At 57.9% G+C, this 24,029-nt stretch carries 19 protein-coding genes and 1 pseudogene; 12 read left to right on the top strand and 8 right to left on the bottom strand.

Annotated features, from left to right (window positions below):
- Positions 1-10 precede the first annotated feature (10 nt).
- The 3 genes from glpK to panB form a co-directional block, all read right to left on the bottom strand.
- Positions 11-1,489: a glycerol kinase GlpK gene (glpK, locus tag GOX73_RS07070; RefSeq protein ID WP_171124100.1), complete on the bottom strand. Its 1,479-nt coding sequence runs from the start codon at positions 1,487-1,489 to the stop codon at positions 11-13.
- Between the two features lie 66 nt (positions 1,490-1,555).
- Positions 1,556-2,398 carry a pantoate--beta-alanine ligase gene (panC, locus tag GOX73_RS07075; RefSeq protein ID WP_171124102.1) on the bottom strand — a complete coding sequence of 281 codons (843 nt, stop codon included), beginning with the start codon at positions 2,396-2,398 and terminating at the stop codon, positions 1,556-1,558.
- Positions 2,395-3,234: a 3-methyl-2-oxobutanoate hydroxymethyltransferase gene (gene panB, locus GOX73_RS07080; RefSeq protein ID WP_171124104.1), complete on the bottom strand. Its 840-nt coding sequence runs from the start codon at positions 3,232-3,234 to the stop codon at positions 2,395-2,397. The genes panC and panB overlap by 4 nt, the downstream gene beginning before the upstream one ends.
- A 170-nt stretch (positions 3,235-3,404) precedes the next feature.
- Between panB and GOX73_RS07085 the strand changes: the two genes are divergently transcribed.
- Genes GOX73_RS07085 through GOX73_RS07110 form a run of 6 tightly spaced genes read left to right on the top strand, consistent with a single transcriptional unit; the run spans position 3,405 to position 10,897 of the window.
- Positions 3,405-4,892: an ABC transporter substrate-binding protein gene (locus GOX73_RS07085; RefSeq protein ID WP_171124106.1), complete on the top strand. Its 1,488-nt coding sequence runs from the start codon at positions 3,405-3,407 to the stop codon at positions 4,890-4,892.
- A gap of 48 nt (positions 4,893-4,940) precedes the next feature.
- The gene (locus GOX73_RS07090; protein ID WP_254429131.1) at positions 4,941-6,017 is read left to right on the top strand and encodes a hypothetical protein; all 1,077 of its coding nucleotides are present in this window, start codon (positions 4,941-4,943) and stop codon (positions 6,015-6,017) included.
- A 40-nt stretch (positions 6,018-6,057) separates the two neighbouring features.
- Complete coding sequence (locus tag GOX73_RS07095) at positions 6,058-7,005, top strand: ABC transporter permease (RefSeq protein ID WP_171134836.1); 948 nt, start codon at positions 6,058-6,060, stop codon at positions 7,003-7,005.
- Positions 7,002-7,817 (top strand): ABC transporter permease, encoded by an 816-nt coding sequence (locus tag GOX73_RS07100; protein ID WP_171124110.1) that lies wholly within the window; start codon positions 7,002-7,004, stop codon positions 7,815-7,817. The genes GOX73_RS07095 and GOX73_RS07100 overlap by 4 nt, the downstream gene beginning before the upstream one ends.
- Positions 7,814-9,412, top strand: coding sequence for an ABC transporter ATP-binding protein (locus GOX73_RS07105; RefSeq protein ID WP_171134837.1), 1,599 nt, complete (start codon positions 7,814-7,816; stop codon positions 9,410-9,412). The genes GOX73_RS07100 and GOX73_RS07105 overlap by 4 nt, the downstream gene beginning before the upstream one ends.
- Positions 9,413-9,445: 33 nt before the next feature.
- Positions 9,446-10,897, top strand: a complete 1,452-nt coding sequence (locus GOX73_RS07110; protein WP_171124114.1) for an aldehyde dehydrogenase family protein — start codon at positions 9,446-9,448, stop codon at positions 10,895-10,897.
- A 3-nt stretch (positions 10,898-10,900) separates the two neighbouring features.
- Here GOX73_RS07110 and pncB read toward each other — a convergent pair whose 3' ends face one another.
- Positions 10,901-12,193 (bottom strand): nicotinate phosphoribosyltransferase, encoded by a 1,293-nt coding sequence (gene pncB, locus GOX73_RS07115; protein WP_171124116.1) that lies wholly within the window; start codon positions 12,191-12,193, stop codon positions 10,901-10,903.
- A gap of 164 nt (positions 12,194-12,357) precedes the next feature.
- On the opposite strand from pncB, the gene GOX73_RS07120 reads away from it, so the two are divergent.
- Positions 12,358-12,891, top strand: a complete 534-nt coding sequence (locus GOX73_RS07120) for a hypothetical protein (RefSeq protein WP_171124118.1) — start codon at positions 12,358-12,360, stop codon at positions 12,889-12,891.
- On the opposite strand, the gene pncA is transcribed toward GOX73_RS07120, so the two are convergent.
- Positions 12,888-13,481: a bifunctional nicotinamidase/pyrazinamidase gene (pncA, locus tag GOX73_RS07125; protein ID WP_171124120.1), complete on the bottom strand. Its 594-nt coding sequence runs from the start codon at positions 13,479-13,481 to the stop codon at positions 12,888-12,890. The genes GOX73_RS07120 and pncA overlap by 4 nt on opposite strands.
- 96 nt (positions 13,482-13,577) lie before the next feature.
- Between pncA and GOX73_RS07130 the strand changes: the two genes are divergently transcribed.
- Both GOX73_RS07130 and GOX73_RS07135 read left to right on the top strand, forming a co-directional pair.
- Positions 13,578-14,483 (top strand): rhodanese-related sulfurtransferase, encoded by a 906-nt coding sequence (locus GOX73_RS07130; protein ID WP_171123047.1) that lies wholly within the window; start codon positions 13,578-13,580, stop codon positions 14,481-14,483.
- A gap of 75 nt (positions 14,484-14,558) precedes the next feature.
- Positions 14,559-15,062: a potassium channel family protein gene (locus tag GOX73_RS07135; protein WP_171123045.1), complete on the top strand. Its 504-nt coding sequence runs from the start codon at positions 14,559-14,561 to the stop codon at positions 15,060-15,062.
- 4 nt (positions 15,063-15,066) lie between these two features.
- Here the strand turns inward: GOX73_RS07135 and GOX73_RS07140 are convergent, their stop codons facing one another.
- The gene (locus GOX73_RS07140; protein ID WP_171124122.1) at positions 15,067-15,396 is read right to left on the bottom strand and encodes a hypothetical protein; all 330 of its coding nucleotides are present in this window, start codon (positions 15,394-15,396) and stop codon (positions 15,067-15,069) included.
- Positions 15,397-15,557: 161 nt separating this feature from the next.
- On the opposite strand from GOX73_RS07140, the pseudogene betB reads away from it, so the two are divergent.
- The 3 genes and pseudogenes from betB (at position 15,558) to GOX73_RS07155 (ending at position 20,949) form a co-directional block, all read left to right on the top strand.
- Positions 15,558-17,014: pseudogene (gene betB / locus GOX73_RS07145) on the top strand (betaine-aldehyde dehydrogenase).
- Positions 17,015-17,155: 141 nt separating this feature from the next.
- Complete coding sequence (locus GOX73_RS07150) at positions 17,156-19,600, top strand: FAD-dependent oxidoreductase (RefSeq protein ID WP_171124124.1); 2,445 nt, start codon at positions 17,156-17,158, stop codon at positions 19,598-19,600.
- Positions 19,597-20,949, top strand: coding sequence for an MmgE/PrpD family protein (locus tag GOX73_RS07155; RefSeq protein WP_171124126.1), 1,353 nt, complete (start codon positions 19,597-19,599; stop codon positions 20,947-20,949). The genes GOX73_RS07150 and GOX73_RS07155 overlap by 4 nt, the downstream gene beginning before the upstream one ends.
- A gap of 49 nt (positions 20,950-20,998) precedes the next feature.
- Here the strand turns inward: GOX73_RS07155 and GOX73_RS07160 are convergent, their stop codons facing one another.
- Both GOX73_RS07160 and motA read right to left on the bottom strand, forming a co-directional pair.
- Positions 20,999-23,140 carry a hypothetical protein gene (locus GOX73_RS07160; RefSeq protein ID WP_171124129.1) on the bottom strand — a complete coding sequence of 714 codons (2,142 nt, stop codon included), beginning with the start codon at positions 23,138-23,140 and terminating at the stop codon, positions 20,999-21,001.
- A complete protein-coding gene (gene motA / locus GOX73_RS07165) occupies positions 23,137-24,006 on the bottom strand; it encodes a flagellar motor stator protein MotA (protein WP_171124131.1) in 870 nt (289 codons plus the stop codon). Before motA ends, GOX73_RS07160 begins: the two co-directional genes overlap by 4 nt.
- Positions 24,007-24,029: the final 23 nt, after the last annotated feature.

Here is a 24,029-nt window from a genome sequence, read left to right on the forward strand (position 1 = left end):
TTCAGCCTTTTCAGAATGCCATCGCTGCTGACACTGCCCGTTGCCAGCGTGCGTAGGCGGCATCTCGGTCTTCTTCTGACAACTCGGGTTCGAATCTGCGGTCCAGCGCCCATGTTTCCGAGAATTCATGTTGCTTGGGGTAAAGCCCCGCGCGCATTCCAGCCAGCCAAGCTGCGCCTAGTGCCGTCGTTTCCTGCATGACGGGGCGGTCTACGGCAGCCCCCAAGTAATCCGCCAGACCCTGCATGGCCCAGTCCGATGCGCTGGCCCCGCCATCCACACGCAAGGTCACCTTGGTGTCTTGGCCCCAATCCCCCTGCATGGCATGCCAAAGGTCGCGCGTCTGGTAGGCGATGCTTTCCAGCGTCGCACGGGCAAATTCGGCGCGTCCTGAGTTGCGGGTCAGGCCAAAAACAGCACCCCGGCAATCCGGTTTCCAATAAGGCGCGCCCAGACCGGTGAAGGCAGGAACCAGAACGACGTTCTGGTTTGGGTCGGCCTGTTGCGCAAGCTCGCCGCTTTCGGCCGCAGACTCGATGATCTGCAGCGCATCGCGCAACCACTGCACAGCGGCCCCGGCGACAAATATTGACCCTTCCAAAGCGTAGGTGCGCTGACCATTGAGTTGGTAGGCGATAGTTGTCAGCAGGCGATTCTTGGATTCCACGGGCTTTGAGCCGGTATTCAAAAGCGCAAAGCACCCGGTGCCATAGGTGGATTTCATCATGCCCGGTTTGAAACACGCCTGCCCGATCGTCGCGGCCTGTTGATCGCCTGCGACGCCCAAAATCGGAATCTCGCCGCCCAACAGGGTTGTCGTTCCAAAGTCCGAGGCACAGTCGTGCACCTTGGGCAGCATATTCATCGGAACATCCAGAAGATCACAGATCTCGGCGCTCCATTCTCCGTTATGGATGTCGAACAGCAGGGTGCGGGCGGCGTTGGTGGCGTCGGTGGCATGGCTGCGTCCCTCGGTCAAGCGCCAGATCAGGAAACAGTCGATGGTGCCGAACATCAATTCTCCGGCCTCGGCCTTGTCCCGCGCGCCCGGTACGGTATCCAGCAGCCATTTCACCTTGGTACCCGAGAAATACGGGTCCAGCAGCAGCCCGGTCTGGGCGGTGACGTCGTCTTCGCAGCCCGCTTGTTTGTAACGGGCGCAGATTTCGGCGGTGCGGCGGTCCTGCCAGACGATGGCATTGTAGATCGGCTTGCCTGTGGCGCGATCCCAGACAACGGTTGTTTCGCGCTGATTGGTGATCCCGATCCCGGCGATCTGATCCGGCGTAGCGCCGGCACTGTCCATCACTTCGCGGTAGACCCGAAGAACGCTGTCCCAGATTTCCTCAGGGTCATGTTCGACCCAGCCTTCCTGTGGAAAGTGCTGGGTGAACTCATGCTGTGCGGTATCCACGCGTTGCATATCCGCGTCAAACAAAATGGCCCGCGAAGATGTAGTGCCCTGATCAATGGCAAGAATAAAGGTCACGCCTGCGCCCCTCCCGTTTCGTTTTGCGGGACTTTAGCGCAAACAAGGACGCGGGTGCCAGTGCGTTCAGACCGGAATATTGTCGATCAACCGGACGCCATCCGCCCAGGCCGCCGCAAACAGGCGCGCAGGGCGTGATGCATGGGTCAACGGCTCAAGCGTATCGGCGCAGCGTAGCTGAATATACTCGACCTGCGTAAACCCTGCGGCCAGCAATTCCGTTTCAGCCCGCGCAGCCAAAGTGTCGAACTGCGCCCCATCGGCCAATTCCTTGGCAAGGTCGCGCATGATCCGGTGTTTGTTGGCGGCAATGTCCAACCCTTCCGGCGATAGGCGCAAATTGCGCGACGACATCGCCAGCCCCGAGGGTTCGCGAACCGTGGGGCAGCCGATCACCTCGACCGGAATGTCCAGATCACGTGCCATGCGGCGCACGACCATCAGTTGTTGATAGTCCTTTTTCCCGAAATAGGCGCGATCCGCCTGCGTTTGCAGAAACAGCTTGGCAACCACAGTCGCCACGCCATCAAAATGGCCGGGGCGGAATTCGCCTTCCATCACATTGGTCAGGCCCGCGACGGAAACGGTGGTGGCGAACCCCTGCGGATAGATTTCTTCGGGGTCGGGCACATAGATCGCGTCGACGCCGTAAGGGACCAGTTTCTGCGCGTCCTCGTTTTCGGTGCGCGGATATTTGGCCAGATCCTCGGGGTTGTTGAATTGCTTGGGGTTTACGAAAATGGTCACGATCACTCGGTCTGAGCCCGCCTTGGCCGCTTCGACCAGCGATAGATGTCCCTGATGAAGCGCGCCCATCGTGGGTACGACGCCGATCTTTTCACCATTGTTATGCCATTGAGTCGTCAACGCGCGCAGATCCGTCAGGCGGCGCAGGATTGGTGCAGTCATTTAGCGGATCCTTTGGCCGGAGCCTGATCAGAGAACACGTGTTCCTCGGCAGGAAAAGTCCGTGCGCGGACTTCGGCTGCGTATTCGGCGATCGCCGATTCCGCCAGCGGGCCAAGCTCGGCATAGCGTTTGACGAATTTCGGTTTGAAGGCGGTGAAAAAGCCGACCATGTCATCCACCACCAGAATCTGACCGTCGCACCCGGCAGAGGCACCGATGCCAATCGTGGGGATTGCGATGTCAGCCGTAATCCGATCGGCCAGCCGTTTCGGGACCTTCTCAAGCACAACGGAAAACGCGCCCGCTTCGGCAACGGCCTGGGCATCGGCCAGAACAGCCTCGGCCTGGTCGTCCCGGCCTTGCACCTTGTAGCCGCCCAGCGTGTTGATGGATTGCGGCGTCAGGCCGATATGCGCCATTACGGGGATGCCGCGTTTGACCAGAAAGCGGATGGTGTCGGCCATCTCGACTCCGCCCTCCAGCTTGACCGCGCCTGCGCCCGTTTCAGCCATTAGGCGGGCGGCGTTGCGGAAAGCCTCGTTTGGTGAATGCTCGTAACTGGCGAAAGGCATATCAATGACCATCATCGCATTGTTCAAACCGCGCGCGACGGCCTGACCATGCAGGATCATCATCTCCATCGTCACCCCAAGGGTCGATTCCAGACCATGCAGCACCATGCCGACGCTGTCGCCCACCAGAACAAAGTCGCAATGGTCATCCATCAGCCGTGCCATGGGCGTGGTATAGGCGGTCAGGCTGACCAGAGGTTCGCCCCCTTTACGGGCGCGGATATCCTCGGCATTCGGGGCCTTTTTGCGGGCGGTGGCGCTCATGATCGCTCCTCCGGGATTCATGTTGCAGCGCGGCATAGCAGATCGGACACGGGCTAAGAAACCCCGGTTGCGCCAACAATCCCTTGATTGACCTAAGGTTTAAAGTGACATTGGTCTTTGAAAGGCCCGGAAACCAAGGGGTCGCGGATATTCAGTGGGGAGTTATTTCTATGACAAAGCAGATGTTTCGGTCCTTTGCCTCGGCCCTTGCGGTGGGTGCCAGCCTGTTTGCAACGCAGGCTTTGGCCAAGTCCGACATAACCATCGCAATGCAACTGGAACCACCGCATTTGGACCCGACCAGCGCCGCGGCGCAGGCCATCGATTCGGTTGTGTACACGAATATCTTCGAAGGTCTGACGCGGTTCATGGGTGACGGGTCGGTCGTGCCCGGCCTGGCGGAAAGCTGGGAGATTTCCGAGGACGGCACGGTCTATACCTTCAAGCTGCACGACGGGGTTACGTTCCATGATGGCACAACGATGGATGCCGAAGACGTCAAGTTCAGCCTTGATCGCGCCACCGCCGAAGACAGTGCCAATGCGCAAAAAGCCCTGTTCGCCGGTATCGAAAGCGTCGAGGTCGTGGACCCCCTGACCGTCAAGGTCACACTCTCGGCCCCGAACGGGAATTTTCTGTTCAATTTAGCTTGGGGTGACGCGGTGATCGTGGCCCCCGAGAGTATCGAGAACATAAAGACCAACCCTGTCGGAACCGGCGCATTTACTTTTGGCGAATGGGTTCAGGGCGACAGCATCACGCTGAACCGAAACCCGGATTACTGGGGTGAACAACCTGCGCTAGAGACCGCCACGTTCAAGTTCATCTCGGATCCCACCGCCGCCTTTGCCGCGATGATGGCCGAGGATGTGGACGTATTCGACAACTTCCCCGCGCCTGAAAATCTGCCTCAGTTCGAGGCTGATCCGCGGTTTCAGGTGCTTGTCGGATCTACCGAAGGCGAAACCATCCTGTCGACCAACAACAAGCAGCCACCGTTTGATGATATCCGGGTGCGGCAGGCCGTGGCGCATGCCATTGACCGACAGGCCATTATCGACGGGGCCATGTTCGGCTATGGCACACCGATTGGAACCCACTTTGCCCCGCACAACCCGGCCTATGTCGATCTGACCGGAAAATCGGCCTATGACCCCAAGAAAGCCGCCCAGTTGCTGGCAGATGCGGGGTATGAAAAAGGGTTCGAAACCACGCTGCACCTGCCGCCCCCATCATATGCCCGGCGCGGCGGCGAGATCGTCGCAGCGCAATTGGCCGAGGTTGGAATTCAGGCGGAAATCATCAACGTGGAATGGGCGCAGTGGTTGGAATCCGTGTTCAAGGGCAAGGATTTTGGCCTGACGATTGTTAGCCATACGGAACCCATGGATATCGGGATCTATGCCCGTCCGGATTACTATTTCCAGTATGACAGCGTCGATTTTCAAACTTTGATGGATACGCTGAACGAAACCACAGACCCGGACGAGCGTAAAAAGCTGCTGGGAGAAGCCCAAAGGCTGATCTCGAACGACTATGTCAATGGATACCTGTTCCAGCTTGCCAAGTTGGGTGTTGCACGGGCGGGTGTGCAGGGCCTGTGGAAAAACGCGCCGACGGCCGCCATCGACCTGACGGAAATCAGTTGGTCTGAATAACTATTCAGGGGCCTCCATGAGTGGCCCCTGTTTTTCAGAAGAATCCTGATGACTATGATTGTGTATCGCGCCCTTTGTTTGCTTGTTTCCCTAACCTGCCTCGTGTTGGTCATGGGTGCGCAGGCGCAGGCACAAAACGCGCTTGGCGGGCGGCTGGATGCGCTGGCAGGCACGCCGGAAAACCCCTTGCAGGTTGGTATCGGCATCAGGATTGACCAGATTACCAGCGTTGACCAAAAGGCCGAGAATTACGGCGCGGTCGTCGTGCTGCGGGTGGAATGGACCGATCCAGCGTTGGCCTTCGACCAACAGGCCATGGGTCGGGATATTCGGGTTTTCAATCCACCTGCACTTGCCGACCACGCGGCAAGTATCGGGGCCGTGCTGCCCGCTTTCGTCATTCACAACCAGCAGTCAAACAAGTGGATACACGAGTCCGCCGCCTCGCTGCGGTATGATGGTCGTGTGGTCTATGTCGAGAAATCCAATCTGACGTTGCAGGCCCCGCATTTCGATTTTCGCAAATACCCGTTCGACACGCAGGATTTCTTCTTTGAAGTTGTCTCAATCTTTCCATCGGAATACGTGTCCTACTATCCGCTCGAGGACCACTCTGGCCTGGGCGACATGCTGGGTGAGGAAGAGTGGGTTCTTGGAAACGCCCGTGTCGAAGCATCGACGGTTCCGGGCCTGTCGGGGCAGGACAGTGATCAGATCGCGCTGGTCTTTGAAGGCAGTCGTCACCTGACCTACTATGTGATCCGTGTTTTCCTGCCGATGCTGGTGCTGATCACCGTCGGCTGGGCGCTGTTCTTTCTGGACGAATACCGCAGGCGGATTGAAATCGCCGGAGGTAACCTTTTGGTGTTTGTGGCCTTCAACTGGGCAATCTCGGCTGATCTGCCCAAGCTGGGTTACCTGACGTTTCTGGATTTTGTTCTGCAGTGCATGTTTCTGATGACCGGGGCTTTGATCGTGTTCAACGTGGCCCTGCGCAAGCTCAAAGTGTCGGGCCGAGAAGAGGCTGCGCGCAAGCTGGACAACTATGCGATCAAGTGGATCTATCCTTTGGGCTATGCCGCTATCGTGGGTTACGCGGTTTTTGCCTATCTTCTGATCCCTTAGGTGCTGGACCCGGACGATATGTGATCCTAACGTGGCACCAATGCTCCGTTATGCACTTAAACGTCTGATATCTCTGATGATCAGCCTGGCCGTGGCCTCGGCGGTTATTTTTACCGTGATCGAGGTTGCGCCCGGCGATCCCGCCTCATTCATGCTGGGCGTCAACGCGCAAGAGGACACGTTGGCCGCGCTGCGTGCAGAGCTTGGGTTGGATGGCTCGAAGATTCAGCGTTACTTTAACTGGGTTAGCGGGATGCTGATGGGGGATTTCGGAACCTCCTACACATATCGAACGCCAGTTTCGCAGATGATCGCCGACCGGTTGTGGGTGTCGCTGCCATTGGCGTTATACGCGCTGACCCTGTCGACCCTGATCGCCTTTCCAGCTGGTATCTATGCCGCCGCGCGACGGGGTAAACCGGGGGATTTGACCGTGATGGGTGCCACGCAACTGGGCATCGCGGTTCCCAATTTCTGGTTTGCGATGATGCTGGTGCTGATCTTCGCCATCAACCTGCGCTGGTTCAACGCCGGCGGGTTCGCAGGGTGGGACACCGGGTTCTGGACCGGCCTGCATTCCCTGACCCTGCCCGCTATCGCGCTGGCCTTGCCGCAAGCGGCGATTCTGGCGCGGGTGATGCGGTCATCCCTGCTGGATATTTTGGGCGAAGACTTCATGCGCACCGCCCGTGCAAAGGGGTTAACGCGCAGGCAAGCCTTGTGGAGGCACGGCGTGCGCAATGCATTGATCCCGGTGCTGACCATTATCGGGCTGCAATTCTCGTTCCTGCTGGCCGGTTCGATCATTATCGAGCAGGTGTTCTACCTTCCGGGCCTCGGGCGGCTGGTGTTTCAGGCGATCTCTGCCCGGGATTTGGTCGTTGTGGAATCGGTAGTAATGCTGCTGGTGTTTGCCGTCATCACCGTAAATTTTCTGGTCGACCTGGCCTATGCCGCCGTCGATCCCCGCCTGAGGAGCCGGACATGAGCCGCAACCTGATTCTAGGTGCGGCTTTGTCGTCGCTGGTTGTTTTGGCGGCCTTGATCTCGTTTGTCTGGACGCCTTACGACTATGCTGCGCTGAATATCCCGGACAAGTTGCAACCACCAAATGCGCAGCACTGGTTCGGAACGGATCATTTTGGTCGCGACATGTTTTCCATGATCATGGTCGGTGCGCGAACGTCCATTGCGGTGGCCTTGGTCGCAGTGGGTATCGGCATGGCGCTAGGTGTGCCGCTGGGATTGGCGGCAGCAGCGCGCAATGGATCGTGGCTGGATGAGCTAATCATGCGCGGCAATGATCTAGTATTTGCGTTTCCTTCACTGGTCATCGCGATCCTGATCACTGCCGTGTTCGGGGCGGGGGCGGTCAACGCAATCATCGCGATCGGCATATTTAACATTCCCGTCTTCGCCCGTATCACCCGCGGCGCGGCGCTGTCCCTGTGGGAGCGTGAGTTCATCCTTGCCGCCCGTGTGTCTGGCAAAGGTGCCGCCCGGATATCAGCCGAACACATTCTGCCCAACGTTGCCAATTTGCTGATCGTGCAGGGGACCATTCAGTTCTCGCTGGGCATACTGGCCGAGGCGAGCCTGTCCTATGTCGGTCTGGGGGCGCAACCGCCAACGCCCAGTTGGGGTCGGATGTTGGCCGACGCACAGACAATGGTCAGTTTTGCCCCGCATTTGGCTCTGATTCCGGGGCTTGCGATTATCGTCACTGTGCTGGGTCTGAACCTTTTAGGGGACGGTCTGCGTGATTGGCTGGATCCCCGAATAAGGGTGGCGCGCGCATGAGCTTGCTGGATATTGAAAACCTGTCTCTGACTATCCACGGCGTGCCGATCCTGAAACAGGTCAGCCTGTCCATCGCCCCGGGTGAGATTGTGGCCGTAACCGGCGAGAGCGGGTCGGGCAAGTCGATGACTGCCTTGGCCGTGATGCAGTTGCTGCCGAACGGGGGACAGGCAACAGGTGCAATCCGGCTGGAAGGCCATGACCTTTTGACCCGCCCCGAGGCTGAAATGTGTGCCCTGCGCGGCGCTGCGATCGGAATGGTGTTTCAAGAGCCGATGACCGCGCTGAATCCGGTCAAGACCATCGGGGATCAGGTGATGGAGACAATCCTGATCCACAAGGCGATGCCCCGCCCAAAGGCCCGTGAACGCGCCGAGGAGGTTCTGACCCGGGTGGGTCTGCCACCTGACCGTTTCCCGCTGACCCGCTATCCGCACGAGTTGTCGGGCGGTCAGCGCCAGCGCGTCGTGATTGCCATGGCCATCGCGCTGCGCCCGAAGCTGTTGATCGCGGACGAACCCACGACGGCGCTGGATGTCACCACGCAGGCGCAGATCCTCGATCTGCTCAGGGGGTTGGTCAGCGAATATGGCATGGGACTGCTGATGATTACGCATGACTTGGCGGTCGTGGCCGATCTGGCCGATAAGATCGTCGTTATGCGTCACGGCGAAGTTGTTGAGGAAGGGGCCACGGAAAACCTGTTGCGCGACATGCAGCACCCCTACACACGTATGCTGTTCGAGGCGTCTGGTCACAAGGTTTCCCTACCCGACACGATAAGCCCCCGCCCGTTGCTTGAGGTTGCGCAGGTTGTCCGTGACTACCGCCTTCCGCGGAAAGGCTTGTTTGAAACACCCGGTCATCACCGTGCCGTCGATCAGGTAAGCTTCACTCTCAATCGTGGGGAGCGTTTGGGATTGGTTGGCGAATCTGGATGCGGAAAATCGACCCTAACAAGGGCGATTTTGGGTCTAGAGGAGGTTCAGGCCGGGGACATCCGGCTGGAAGGGGAGCCCGTTTTTGCGGGCCACAAGCCAAACCCAGCCGTGCGGCAAAAGATGCAGGTGGTGTTCCAAGACCCATATGGCAGTTTCAACCCCCGCCACCGGGTCGCGCGGTTGATCACAGAACCGTTTCACGTATTGGAAAATCCGCCCAAAGGGGCCGCGCGTCAGGACTTGATCGACGAAATGCTGAGTGCCGTGGGCCTCAGTCCCAGAGATGCCGACAAGTACATTCACGAATTCTCGGGCGGTCAGCGGCAGCGCATTGCCATTGCTCGCGCCTTGATCATCCGGCCCGAGCTGATCCTGTTTGACGAGGCTGTTTCGGCGCTTGACGTATCCGTACGCGCGCAAATCCTCGACCTTCTGGCTGAGCTCTGCGCGGCATATGACCTGACGTATCTGTTCATAAGTCACGATCTTAGTGTCGTCAGAACAATCACTGACCGCGTGATGGTGATGCACGCCGGTAAAATTGTTGAGCAGGGTGAGACCGAACAGGTCTTTTCCAACCCTCAGCATCCCTATACCCGAACCCTGATAGACGCCGCGCCTGTTCTGCCAGATATCGGCAGTCAGGTGGCTTAATTCCCAATGTTAGAGCCGAAATAGGAGATCGAAATGCCCAATCCTCTCTGGTTCAACCCAACCCATTGTCTGATCGGAGGCGCATGGGTCGATCCCACCTCGGGGTCGACCTTACCTTTGGTCAACCCTTCTGACGGGGCTGAGATTTGCCGTATCGCCCGCGGCGAGGCTGCAGATATCGACGCAGCGGTCCAAGCCGCGCAATCGGCCCTTGACGGTGGCTGGGGCCGTAAAACCGCGCTGGAGCGGGGCCGCATCCTGACGCGATTGGGTCAGTTGGTATTGGAACGGGTCGATGATCTGGCAGCTTTGGAGGCGATGGATGTCGGCAAGCCTCTGACACAGGCCCGCGCTGACGCTGTGGCGCTGGCGCGGTATTGCGAGTTCTATGGCGGTGCCGCCGACAAGGTCATGGGCGACACGATCCCTTATCTGGAAGGCTACACCGTCTACACCTTGCGAGAGCCGCACGGGGTGACCGGCCATATCGTGCCGTGGAATTACCCCATGCAGATCATTGGCCGTTCGGTCGGGGCGGCGCTGGCGATGGGCAATGCCTGTGTCCTGAAACCTGCCGAAGAAGCCTGTCTGACGGCACTTGCCTTCGCACATTTGGCGCTAGAAGCCGGGTTGCCAACAGGTGCATTGAATGTGGTGCCCGGTTTGGGTGCCGAGGCTGGTGCTGCATTGTCCGGTCATCCTGGCGTGCACCATATCTCGTTCACCGGGTCGGTCGCCACAGGTGCGCTGGTGCAACAGGCAGCAGGCCGCAATGTGGTGCCGGTGACGCTGGAATTGGGCGGGAAGTCCCCGCAACTGGTGTTTGACGATGCCGATCTGGACGCCGCCCTGCCGTTTCTGGTGAACGCAGGAATTCAGAACGCGGGTCAGACATGTTCAGCCTCATCCCGCATATTGGTGCAGCGTGGAGTGTATGAGCAGGTCAAATCCCGTATGGCCGACGCCTATGCCGATCTGACCGTTGGACCAGCGAATGAGGATTTGCGGCTCGGTCCCCTGATTTCTGCCCGTCAAAAGGACATCGTCGAAGGGTTTTTGTCCAAGGGGGTGGACCTGAAAGTCGCTGCGCAGGGCCGCATCGTTGAGCACGCGCCAACCGATGGGGCCTATGTCCGTCCAACGCTGTTTTCTGACGTGCCGCCCGATCACGCGTTGGCCCGCGACGAAATATTCGGCCCTGTGCAAGTCTTGATCCCCTTTGATTCCGAGGAAGACGCCGTGCAGATTGCCAACGGAACCGACTATGGTCTGGTGGCCAGCATTTGGACCCGCGATGGTGCTCGCCAGATGCGATTGGCGAAACGTCTGCGCTCGGGTCAGGTTTTCGTCAACAATTATGGCGCCGGTGGCGGCGTGGAACTGCCCTTTGGCGGGGTGGGAAAATCCGGGCATGGCCGCGAAAAGGGATTCGAGGCGCTGTTTGGGTTCTCACAACTCAAAACGGTGGCGAGTTTCCATGGTTAGAGCCTAAACAATCACCTCGATCGACTCTTGCTCGCCCACTCCGAACACGCGCTTGTAGCGCTCGATTTCGTCCGCCGGGCCCATTGCCTTTTCCGGGTTGTCCGACAGTTTGACCGTTGGGCGGCCATTGGCCGAGACTGCTTTGCACACCAAGGAAAACGGGGCCAGCGCGTCATCGGGCACCAGCCCGCGAAAATCATTGGTCAAAAGCGTGCCCCAGCCAAACGACACTTTGGTGCGCCCTGCAAACTGGCTGTGCAGCTCGCGGATTTTGTCTACGTCCAACCCGTCAGAAAAGATCACCCGCTTTTCCATTGGATCCTCGCCGCGCGATTTCCACCATTGGATTGCTATTTCCGCGCCAGTGGCCGGATCGCCGCTGTCTACGCGGATACCGGTCCATCCGGCCAGCCAATCAGGTGCGCGATCCAGAAACCCCTGCGTGCCATAGGTGTCAGGCAGGATGATGCGAAGATTACCGTCATGTTCGTCATGCCAGTCGCTGAGAACATCATAAGGCGCCTGCGCCAGTGCCTCATCGGTGTCAGCCAGCGCCGAATAGACCATAGGCAGCTCGTGCGCGTTGGTGCCGATGGCTTCAACCTCGCGCCGCATGGCGATCAGGCAGTTCGACGTACCCGTGAACGCAGGCCCCAGCCCTTCGATCATGGCTTGGACGCACCAATCCTGCCACAGGAAGGAATGCCTGCGACGCGTTCCGAAATCGGCAATGCCCAACCCCTCAATCCCGCGTAGCTGTTCGATTTTCTCCCAAACGCGGGTCATCGCACGGGCATAGAGCACCTGAAGCTCGAACCGGCGCATGTCATTCAGCACGGCGCGGGACCGCAGCTCCATCAGAACGGCCAAGGCGGGGATTTCCCACAGCATGACCTCGTGCCACTTGCCTTCGAAGGTTAGTTCGTACTGATCGCCCTTGCGTTCAAGATGGTAGGGCGGCAAGCGCAGATTCTCGAACCACTCCATGAAATCCGAGCGGAACATCTGCCGTTTGCCGTAGAACATATTGCCCCGCAACCATGTGCTTTCTCCCCGGCTGAGGCTTAGTGAGCGGATGTGATCCAACTGTTCCCGCAGCTCGCCTTCGTCGATAAGCTGGGTCAGGGGGATGTGATTCGACCGATTGATCAGCGAAAACACCACATCCGTTTGGGGCTTATTTCGAAACACTGACTGGCACATCAGCAGTTTGTAGAAATCTGTGTCGATTAAAGACCGGACAATTGGGTCAATCTGCCATTTATGATTGTACACGCGCGCCGCAATATCGACCATGAGGAACTCCTGCGATTTCCGTTGTTAGATCAATCGGTGCGTTGAATGGCAAGAGTCGCTCGTTCGGGGACAATGACAATGTCAGGTCACAAAGCGAGCATATTGTGAGTTCTTTTCGCTTGTTAGTGAAAAGTATGGAAGGGAAGACGAGGTTTAAATAGTGAATGGTTCTCGAGTACGATTTTGACATCGTTGTAGTCGACCCGGGGGATGGTGGTCTGGAAACGGGCGCGGATGGGTATTCGCAAAAGCCGGTATTGCGCGCGATGTTCCGCGACGTGAAGACGGCGGACGCCTTGCGTGCGACCTCGCCGAAGATTCGCAAAATCTTCCAGGATGCGGGGTTTGGTCTGGACGCCACCGGCAGCGAGTTGCTGCACGGTCTTTACCGTCCGCGTGACGAGGCCGAGCGCGAGCGGATTTTACGCGCCTTGTTTGCCAATATTCGTGATCTTGGGGTTCAGGGCGAATATTGCGGTGAATTTGACTTTTGGAAGTTCCTGCGCGACGTCAAAACGGCTCGCCCACGGAACGGTCAGCGCAGAAAGGTGGCCGATTGGACACCCAATCCGCGTTACAAATCGCCTGCAACACCCCAACGTCGGACCGTACCGGCACGGGTCGGTGTCGCATTGGGCCTGGCCGTGGTCATATTTGTCATACTCAAATACCTGGCGGATTCAGGGTCGACGCCCTAGGTCAACGTCACACCTGCATTGCGCATTGCCGATTGGGCCGCCGCCAACGAGCCGTCCAGATCAATGGCGCGGCACATATCCATGCGCACTGTCACGTCAAACCCAAGCCGCGCTGCATCCACTGCCGAGAAGTGAACGCAAAAATCCGTGGCCAGCCCAACCATGGTCAGTTTCCTGAGGCCGCGTGTATTCAGATATCCTTCAAGGCCCGTGGGTGTGGTTTGGTCATTCTCAAAAAAGGCGGAGTAACTGTCGATGTCGCTGCGAAATCCCTTACGGATGATCAGGTCGCCGTCGCTGCGCAGGTCGGGATGAAACGCTGCGCCCTTGGTCCCCTGCACACAGTGATCCGGCCACAATACCTGCGGGCCATAGGGCATCTCAGTCATATCAAAAGGATTTTTGCCTGAATGAGAGCTGGCGAAAGATGAATGCCCTGCCGGATGCCAGTCCTGCGTCAGGATGACCGCGTCGAAATCGTTCATCATGGCGTTGATGGGGGCAACGATCTTATCCCCTTCGGGCACGGCCAGCGCGCCGCCGGGGCAAAAGTCGTTCTGGACGTCGATTACGATCAGGGCGTGGGTCATCGGGGCCTCCTTGCGTTGTCTTATCGGTAGGCGGCAAGCAGGGGGGCGTCAATCCGGTCCCTTGCGACTCTTTGAATGCAGGTTTAGACCGCGCGCATGTATACCATCGCTGCCCTCTATCACTTCACTCGATTCCCGGATCACGCTGCCCTGCGTGCTCCTCTGCTAGAGCTATGCCGCGCGCAAGCGGTCAAAGGCACGTTGCTGTTGGCGCAGGAAGGGATCAACGGAACCATTGCAGGCCCCCGTGCCGGGATCGACGCGGTGCTGGCCCATATCAAGGCATTGCCGGGATGCGTGGACCTTGAATGGAAAGAGGCCACCGCCGATCATCCACCTTTTGGCAAGATGAAGGTGCGCCTGAAGAAAGAGATCGTGACCATGGGCCAGCCGGATGTCGATCCGCGCGCCCGAGTTGGCAACTATGTTGAGCCCGAAGATTGGAATGACCTGATCCGCTCGGACGATGTTGTGGTGATCGACACGCGTAATGATTACGAGGTTGCAATTGGCACGTTTGAAGGCGCAATAGACCCTGAAACAGCCAGTTTCCGCGAATTCCCGGCGTGGTGGGAGGAGAACAAGGATCGTTTCCACAACAAGCGCGTTGCCATGTTCTGCACCGGCGGGATCCGCTGTGAGAAATCGACCAACTTCCTGTTGGGGCAGGGGGTTGAGGATGTCTATCACCTGAAAGGCGGCATTCTGCGTTACCTTGAGGAAATGCCCGCCGAAGACAGCACATGGCAGGGCGAGTGTTTCGTGTTCGACAATCGTGTGTCTGTTGGGCACGGGCTGGTCGAAGGCCCCCACAATCTGTGTCACGGCTGCCGACGTCCGATCCTGCCCGAAGATATGAAACGCCCTGAATACGAGCATGGCGTGTCCTGCCACCGGTGCATCAACGAAACGTCCGAGGCGGACAAAATGCGTTTTCGCGAGCGGCAGAAACAGATCGGACTGGCGCGTCAACGCGGGCACGAGCATCTGGGCACGACCTAAACCTCTGATTTTTCAGGTTGCGGGTATGCGCCTCTGACCCGATGATTAACCGTGTCCCATACTGACGGAGGTTTCATGCACCGCGACCCGATTACTCTGGAAGAGTGGAAATCGACCTTGGTTGCTGCCCTTGGGTTGGTGGTCGCCAGCTTCATCGCATGGTACGGGCTGTCGCGGCTAAGTGAAACCACGGCGGGCGACAAGATCGGCACAGCAACAACCGTTCTGTTGACGATCTGGCTTGTTTCGCAGACCTGGTATTACATGACCCAGGTCAAGTCCCCCCGGCGGCAACTGCTGCTGATGGGGATTTCCTTCATTCAGGTCGTCCCCTTTCTTTTTGCGGCTGTCTATGGGTCGTTCGGTTATTACGACCTGTGTGTCGTAGGCGCGCGCGGCCCAACTGATGTTTTGTATTTCTCTTACGTGACTTTCACCACAGTTGGGTTTGGGGATTTACACCCCGCCGGAATGTGTCGCGGTTTGGCCGTGGCCGAAGCTATCACCGGCTATATCTTGTTGGGCCTGTTTGTGGCCGCAGCGGTGGGGATTTACGCCCGCTCACACAGCGAAAACTGATCCGCTATTTGTTGTGGTCGATCCACAGCGACATCGCATGTTTGTCCCGAAAACACTCCTGCGGGATTTGTCTGCGTTTGCTGCGGGCAATCCGCTCGGCATAGGCCACCTGCTTGCCGGTCGGATAATTGGCAAAGGGTGATGGATCATGTGGTTTATGGGTTGATATCCACTGCGACATGGCCCGACGATCCCGTTGTGCTTCGACGGGGATTTCCAAAGCTGACTGTTGAGCGATCGCGCGCGCATAACGCATTTGCCGATCAGTGACGGGCAGCAAGTGATAGTCGTTTGATGGGCCGTTCAGAGCAGAATTTTGTGTGGCGTAAGACATCGGAATGTTCCTCTGACTATGTGGAACATAAATGGAACATTAACTTTTCTATTCAAGAGGGCGGTGATTCACATCAGCGAGAGTTTGCCGTGTTTGCTTTTATTGACTGGTCAGTCAATAAAAGTTAGAGCCGAAGAAAGACTTCTGAAAAGGACCCGGTCATGAAATTCCAGCCCAAGGCGAGCCATTTCATCAATGGCGAATACGTCGAAGACACCAATGGCGCCCCCATCGACGTTATCTTTCCCGCAACCGGAGAGATTATCGCCCGGCTACACTCCGCCACGGCAGAAGTTATCGAACAGGCTCTAAACAGTGCGAAAACGGCTCAACGCGAATGGGCTGCGCTGTCGGGAACCGAGCGCGGCCGGGTTCTGCGACGTGCCGCTGACATCATGCGCGAACGCAATCGCGAGCTGTCTATTCTGGAAACCCACGATACCGGCAAACCACTGCAGGAAACGCTGGTCGCCGACGCCACTAGCGGGGCTGACGCGTTGGAATATTTCGGTGGGTTGGCGGCCTCGCTGACCGGTGAACATATCCCGCTGGGCGGCGGAGATTTTGTCTATACCATCCGCGAGGCGCTGGGCGTCTGCGTCGGCATCGGCGCGTGGAACTATCCGACACAGATCGCGTGCTGGAAGGGCGCGCCCGCGCTGGCTTGTGGCAATGCCATGGTGTTCAAACCGTCGGAAACCACGCCCCTGTCCGCGCTGAAAGTGGCCGAGATTCTAATCGAAGCCGGGGCCCCCAAAGGCATCTACAACGTCGTGCAGGGTTACGGTGATGTGGGTGCGTCGCTGGTAACAGACCCGCGCGTGGCCAAAGTGTCGCTGACCGGATCGGTGCCCACGGGCCGCAAGGTCTATGCCGCCGCCGCCGCCGACATGAAACACGTGACGATGGAGCTGGGCGGCAAATCCCCGATGATCGTGTTTGACGATGCGGATATTAAAAAAATGCTGTTTCGGGCGCGATTCTGGGCAATTTCTACTCCTCGGGTCAGGTCTGTTCCAACGGCACCCGCGTCTTTGTGCAGAAAGGCATCAAGGATCAATTCCTTGCCCGCCTGTCCGAACGTCTGGCTGCAGCGAAAATAGGCGACCCGCTGGACGAAAGCGTCAATTTCGGCCCCATGGTCAGCGAAAATCAGATGAACATCGCACTGGGCTATGTCGACAAAGGCAAAGCCGAAGGTGCTCGTCTGGTCTATGGCGGCGACCGGATCGAGGGCGGCGGGTTCTACATGCAGCCCACCGTCTTTGCCGATGTCACCGACGACATGACTATCGCCCGCGAGGAAATCTTTGGCCCGGTCATGTCGGTTCTGGACTTCGACACCGAGGCCGAGGTTCTGGCCCGCGCCAATGATAACGAGTTCGGTCTGGCCGCAGGTGTGTTCACCAACGACCTGACCCGCGCGCACCGTATCGTGGCCGGGTTCGAGGCGGGTACCTGCTATATCAACACCTACAACTTGGCCCCGGTCGAGGCCCCGTTTGGCGGCTCAAAGATGTCGGGTGTGGGGCGCGAGAACTCGAAACTGGCGATCAACCACTTCAGTGAGATGAAGACCGTCTATGTTTCGATGAACGACGTCGAGGCGCCGTATTAACTCAACTCTGGTTGAGAATTATTCGAGGTAGAACTTACCTGTTCCCGACATTCTGCGTCGGGAACAGAACATAAGGCCCCCGGAACCTGTGGCTGACTTTCTGGTAAGAGTTTATTCGCGCGCCAGCAGGAGGTCACGCCGATGAAAACCCACGCACAAGCCGTTGTGATCGGAGGGGGGCTGGTCGGCTGCTCGATCCTGTATCATCTGGCCAAGCTCGGCTGGACCGATGTTGTCCTGCTGGAACGTGATGAACTGACCAGCGGGTCCACATGGCACGCGGCGGCCAATATCCACGGGCTGCACGATAACAACAACATCACCCGCATCCAGCATTATACGATGAACCTGTATAAAGAGCTGGAGAAGGAAACCGGGCAGGGCTGTGGTGTTTTCCAGTCCGGCTCACTTTATCTGGCGCAGACCGAGGACCGCGAACACCAGTTGCGTCTGCAAGAGGCTAAGGCAAAATTCTATGGCCTTAATTTTCACGAGATTAGCCGCGAACAAGCGATGGAATTGCACCCGCTGGCGCAGTTCGATGACATCCGTTGCATTATGTTCGAACCGGATGGCGGCAATGTCGATCCTTCGGGCGTGACGCACGCCTATGCTGCTGGCGCCCGCGCGATGGGCGCCTCGATTGAGCGGTTTTGCCCTGTATTAGGCACTGAACAGCAATCCGACGGGTCGTGGATTGTGCGCACGAAAAAGGGGGACATCCACACGCAGTGGGTGGTCAATGCAGGCGGTCTATGGGGGCGGGAAGTTGCGGCGCTGGCCGGGATCGAATTGCCTTTGCAACCCACCGAGCATCAGTATTTCGTCACCGAAGCGATTGATGAGGTCGCCGCCTTGGGCCGCCGCCTGCCATCCATCGCGGACAGGGACGGTGAGTACTATTTCCGGCAGGAGGGCAACGGGCTGCTGATCGGTGCCTACGAAAAAGACATGAAGTTTTGGGCCGAAAACGGAACGCCGCTGGACTTTGCCCACGATCTGTTCCCCGACGATCTGGACCGGATCATGGAAAACGTCATTCGTGCTATCGAACGTGTGCCAGTCGCCGCGACCGCGGGTGTGAAACGGGTGATCAACGGCCCTATGATCTGGTCACCCGATTCCAACGCGATCTGGGGGCCGGTGCCCGAGTTGCAGAACTATTTCCTCTGCACCGGGATCATTCCCGGATTTTCGCAATCGGGCGGTCTTGGCCTGCTGTCAGCACAGTGGATGATCGAGGGCGAGCCGCAATATGACATGTTCGCGTGGGATTTGGCGCGCTTTGGCGACTGGGCCGACAAGAAATTCACCAAGGCGCGTGTCCAAGACGCTTATACGCACCGTTTCGCCATCCACTTCCCGAATGAAGAACGCAGCGCGGGACGTCCCGCTCGTCTGCGCCCGGCCTATCAGATACAAAAAGACTTGGGCTGTGTCTTTGGTCTGAACTGCGGTTGGGAACACCCGCTCTGGTTTGCCAAGCAACCCGGAGTGACTGACACAAACGGCTTTACACGCCAGAACTGGTGGGAACCTGTGGGCCGCGAGGCGCAGATGTTGCGTGACCATGTGGGTGTGATCGACATCTCGAACTTCGCCAACTACGTCGTAAAAGGCCCCGGCGCGTATGATTGGTTGGATCGTCTGGTCGCCAACCGTGTGCCGACTCAGATTGGGCGGTCCTGTCTGACCCCCATGATCTCGGTGCGCGGCGGAGTTGCGGGTGATTTCACCATCACCAAGACTGCCGAGGACGAGTACATGATGATCGGCTCGGGCATGGCAGAACGCTATCACCAGCGGTTCTTCAACATGGTCGATCTGCCCGAAGGTACAACGCTCGAAGTCGCCACGAACCGTATTGCGGGCTTTAACGTGGCAGGGCCAAAGTCGCGTGACCTGTTGCAGCGCCTCACGAATGCGGACCTGTCAAACGAAGGGTTCAGCTTTATGCGGTCCCGCCGGATCGAGGTTGCGGGTGTGTCCTGTCTTGCCATCCGCGTCAGCTTTACCGGTGACCTGGGGTGGGAGCTTCATTGCGCCGAAGAAGATCAAATCAGGCTCTATACTGTACTTTTGGAGGCCGCGAATGACTTGGGCGGCGGCCCGGTTGGCGGCCGCGCGTTGGGGTCATTGCGGATTGAAAAGGGATACGGTTCCTGGGGGCGGGAGTATTCTCAGGAATATTGGCCGCAAGAAGTTGGGCTAGCCGGGCTGATCAAGCTGGACAAGGATTTCTTGCACAAGGACGCGTATCTGGCCGTCAAAGACAATACCCCACGCGAGGTTCTGTCGATGTTTGAAGTGGAGGCAACCAATGCCGATGCATCCGGTGGCGAGCCGATTTTCACCCCGGAGGGAACGCCGATTGGGCGGGTGACCTCTGGCGCATTCGGTTACAGCGTAGGGAAGTCTCTGGCGATCGGCTATGCCAACCCCAAGGTTGCCCAGCCCGGAGATACGGTGAGTATTTTCATCCTGGGCAGACCGCACAAGGCCACGCTTTTGGCTGAGCCGCCATTTGATCCGTCAGGTCTGCGCCTTCGGGACATAAGGCAACCTGTGGCGGACCCGGTAAAATGACGGGGACGTTCGACCAAGTCGCGGATTTTGCACTGCGCCGGACAGGGGACCAAATGCCGCAAAGCGCGATGGACGCTGCCGCCCTGATGATGCTGGACACTATGGGTATCCTGATCGCCTCTGGTCCGATGGAGGCGGGGGTGATCGCCCGTGAAACAGCGTCAGTGCTGTATGCCAGCACGCAGGAAGATTTTAGCGCGCGTATGATGTTCGATGGGCGGCGGGTCAGCATGGCAGGGGCTGCCTATGCCATGGCAACCCAAACCGACAATCTGGACGGGCATGACGGGTACAACCCGACCAAGGGGCATATCGGCGTTGTCGTCTTGCCCACGCTTGTCGCCCTCGCCGAGCATTGCCCCGACCTGACCGGACCCGACGCGCTGGCTGCCGTGATCACCGGGTATGAGGTTGCGGGGCGCGCCGGGTTATCGCTGCACGCCTCGGTCGACGATTATCATACATCGGGTGCGTGGAACGCGCTGGGTGTGGCGGCAATGGCCGCGCGCTTGCGGGAGCATACATCGGAACAATTGCGACAGGCGATGGGGATCGCCGAGTATCACGGCCCGCGCAGTCAAATGATGCGGGAAATTGCGAATCCAACGATGCTGCACGACGGCTCTGGCTGGGGGGCTCTGGTTGGGCTGTCCGCCGCTGTTCTAGCCGAAAAGGGATTTACCGGCGCCCCGGCCATCACGATTGAAGCCCAATCTGCGGCATCTCATTGGGCTGATCTGGGTCAGTTCTGGCAGGTTGAACACCAATATGTAAAACCTTATCCGATCTGCCGCTGGGCGCACGCGGCGATTGATGCGGTTCGCGCGGTCATGGAGTCGAATGATCTGACGCACGACCAAATTCTGTCCATCCAGATCAACAGTTTTGATGAGGCTGTGTGCCTGTTTGGGGGAATGCCCAAAACGACGTCACAGGCGCAGTATTCCCTGCCCTTTGCCGTGGCGGTTCAGGCGATTTACGGACGGATTGGGGTCGAGCATATTTCTGGGGCTGGCCTGGCCGACCCGTCTGTTGCCGAGTTCATGACGCGCATTCATACCTCTCGGTCCAAGCGCCACGCTGAGCGATTTCCGAAAGGCAGATGGGCGGATGTAAGCATCCAGACCACAGATGGACGAGTGTTGGATTCGGGCGATGTTCATGCCCGCGGCGGTCCCGAAGTACCCTTTGAACGCGAAGACGTAATCGCCAAATACACAGAATTTGCCGCGCCTGTGGTGGGTGAGCGAAGGGCGAATGCCATCCGAACTGCCTTTTTGGGATGGTGCGAACCGACAAGCCGCTATTCTGATTTGGCACAATTAATCTTTGACCCCGTTACTCGATAATCGATCGAAAAAGGCTCTAACAAAACGAATTTTTCCATTCCTCTAGTTTTCATTCAGCCACTTTCGACAGGAGCGCAGCAATCTCCCGTCGGGTATTGGCACTGTGCTGCAATAGCTCTCTGGCATCGGCCAAAGGCCTGTCCGGGCTGCGGGTCAAAGGTTGCGAAAGGAACTGAGTGGATTGGCTGGCTTGGCTAAACCGATCGTCATGTTCAGTTTTTACTTTATCATTAAGATTGGCCAACCAGAATAATCTGTTAGCCGCTTCATGCTGACCCGAGGCCCTTAACACGTTGGCCGCGGCGGCGAAGTCGCCCGTTGCCTGCAACGCCTGTACCCTAAGATCAACAGTATCCCTAGGCGGGGTTGTAGCCAGTTCAAGCAGCGCCTGATGCGGCCGGTTACTCTGTAAGGCAGATTGGGCCCGGATACGCGCGCGATCCGATTTTTGCGTCTTGTCTTGAATCCGACTTGCCATGGAATGGGCCCGACCCGCAAAACCAAGCGATGCCAACCGGGTTGCTACCGCGACGGCGGTTTCTGTCGACAGAGCGTAGGTGTTTCTTTTCGACATGATCAGCGTGCGGCGCAAAAAAGTCGTGTCATCTGCACGTTCCACCAGCATTTGCGTGACCCGGTTTAATGCGACCTCATCCTCCGCGTCCTTAGGGATTTCCCCCAGAAGGTTCAGCGCCTGATCAAATTCATGATTCAGGCTTAGGGCAACTGCATGGGTGCGCTGGGTCATGGGCTGAAACTCTGAACCTCGGAATTCAACAGCGTAAGAGGCAGCCAATTCGACTTCTTTCGCAGAAACAGAGCCTCTGTCGAACCACTGTTTCTCGACAAGTCGTGCAAGGGCCAGCGGAGCCTCTACCGTTGTGCCCGAAGATGAGATGACGTCCGCCAGATGTGTTTCGGCGCGTTGTCCATCGCCTTCCGCCGTTGCGACGGTCGCCTTGGCCTGAGACGCGCTTGCCGTGGAATAATCCGAAACCCGGTCAATTGCCCGCAATACGCGCCGGGCGGCCTCCAGTTCCTTACCTTCAGTCAAAATCTCGGCCAAGGCCGGACCTACCTGACGCCGTAGATGTTTCGGCAGGCGCTGGAAGGTCTGTTCCACTGTCTTCAACCGAACATAACCCGATAGGTTCCCTTCGGTCAGCACCCCCCACAATGCCGCATCGCTGTCGCACCCTTGCTGGCCATTGAACGGGTTTGACCCGGAAACTTGACCGTTGTCCATATACTGCGCGATCGCGTTGATGCGTTCTGATTCACGCGAATTCCGCCCCAACAAGCCCAATGCCTTAATCGCTTCTGCGCCAAACCCATGGGACGCGTATAGCTTTGCCAATTCCAATACCTTCGTTTCATCGAGGGTATCGAATTCCTGATACATTGCTGACCGGAGCGCTGACACAAGTTCTGGAAACGGCTTCGTTCCGCCCCATGTCCCAAAGCTTAGGTCTGCGCTGGACAGGCACTGAGGCTGGCGTTCATTCGGGATAATGCCTGCATCCAGAAATTCATCCAATTCATCCAAAACTGAAGTCACGGTGATATTTGCGCCCGGATCCATCGGCGCAAGCACAGGTTCTTGCGCGATGGACGCTCTGGGCCCAACCGGAGCAATCCTGAGGTCGACGAGTTCGCGGTCGGCACCCTGTAGAAACCGGGTCGATAACTGGCTTTCAAGCTGTTGCGCATTCAAACTCAATAGTGGTAGCGACAACGCCTCCGGCAGTTGTGTTTGCTTCAACGGGTTTTGCGCCGGGGTCGTTTTGGGCAGCAGCGGGGGTGGAATGTCGCCGCTGATTTCCGGGAGCAGTGCCGCCGGAGTAATATCCACCACGATCATCGTCTTGTTGTGCAAAAACGAGGACGCGACACAGTCGCAACCGAATTGCATTTCCAGCGCTCCTCCCGGAGTGCTCTGTGAAATCGCCGCTAGACGATCTTGCGTCAACCGGCGAAAGACCGAGCGGGTATCGAATTTCACGCCATCCAACGCGACGCTCAGGCGCGCGCCGTTTTTAGTCTGCGCAAGGGTCCAGCCCGTATTCGCGGGCACCTGCACAACCAGCCGGGTGTAACCTTCGTGTTCACCTGACCGAACCGGAACATCCTGCGCGACAGCCGCCTGAGCCAATCCCATTAGAACCGCTGCGAGTATTCCTGCTCTCATCATGCCGCCGCCTGCTTGAGCTCTTTCAGCGCGTCTTCAAGCTCGGAGAAACCCGGCCGGTTGTGGGTGGGCGTGTTCTGACGTCCAACCTCGATACACATTGCAGGATTGTGGTTGTGCAAGTTGGCGACCAGCACCTCCCTGATCAGTTGGTAGAAATGGTTGTCTTCCTCAACGACGGCTTTCAGCTTGCCGGCGAAGGGTCCGACCAGACCGTAAGCCAGAAAAACACCAAGAAATGTCCCGACAAGGGCCCCACCGATCAGCTTCCCCAGAACCTCGGGTGGCTGCTCGATGGAGCTCATTGTCTTGATCACACCCAAAACAGCGGCGACAATCCCCAGAGCGGGCAGGCCATCAGCAACCGTTTGAAGGGCGTGGCTGGAATGCATGGCATGATGAAAATTCGCCTCCATCCGCTTTTCCAGCACTTCTTCCACTTGATGCGGATCGTCATAGTTCATCGACGCAGAGCGCATCGTGTCGCAAATCAGATCAACGGCCTCCTTGTCTGACTGAATTTTTGGGTAGGCCAAAAACAAAGATGAATTTTCGGGGTCCTCTATATGCTGCTCCACCTCGACCGGATTGGCCTTTGCAATTCGGATCAGGGAAAACAACAGGCACAAGAGATCGCGATAATCTTCGGGCTTCCATTTCGGGCCCCTGAACACTTTGCCGATGTCCTTGGCGGTGTGTTTCACAGCGCTCAGGTCGTTGCTGATCAGAAAAGCACCGACAGCCGCCCCCCCGATCATCATCATTTCAAACGGTAGCGATTTCAAAATAATTGCCATCTTGCCACCAGCAGCCAGATAGCCACCAAATACCATGACGAAAATGACGACAATTCCGATTAGTCCGATCATGTGTGATCTCCAGCAGAGTCAAA

Origin of the sequence: Ruegeria sp. HKCCD7221, assembly GCF_013031225.1 — a bacterium.
GTDB lineage: Bacteria > Pseudomonadota > Alphaproteobacteria > Rhodobacterales > Rhodobacteraceae > Ruegeria.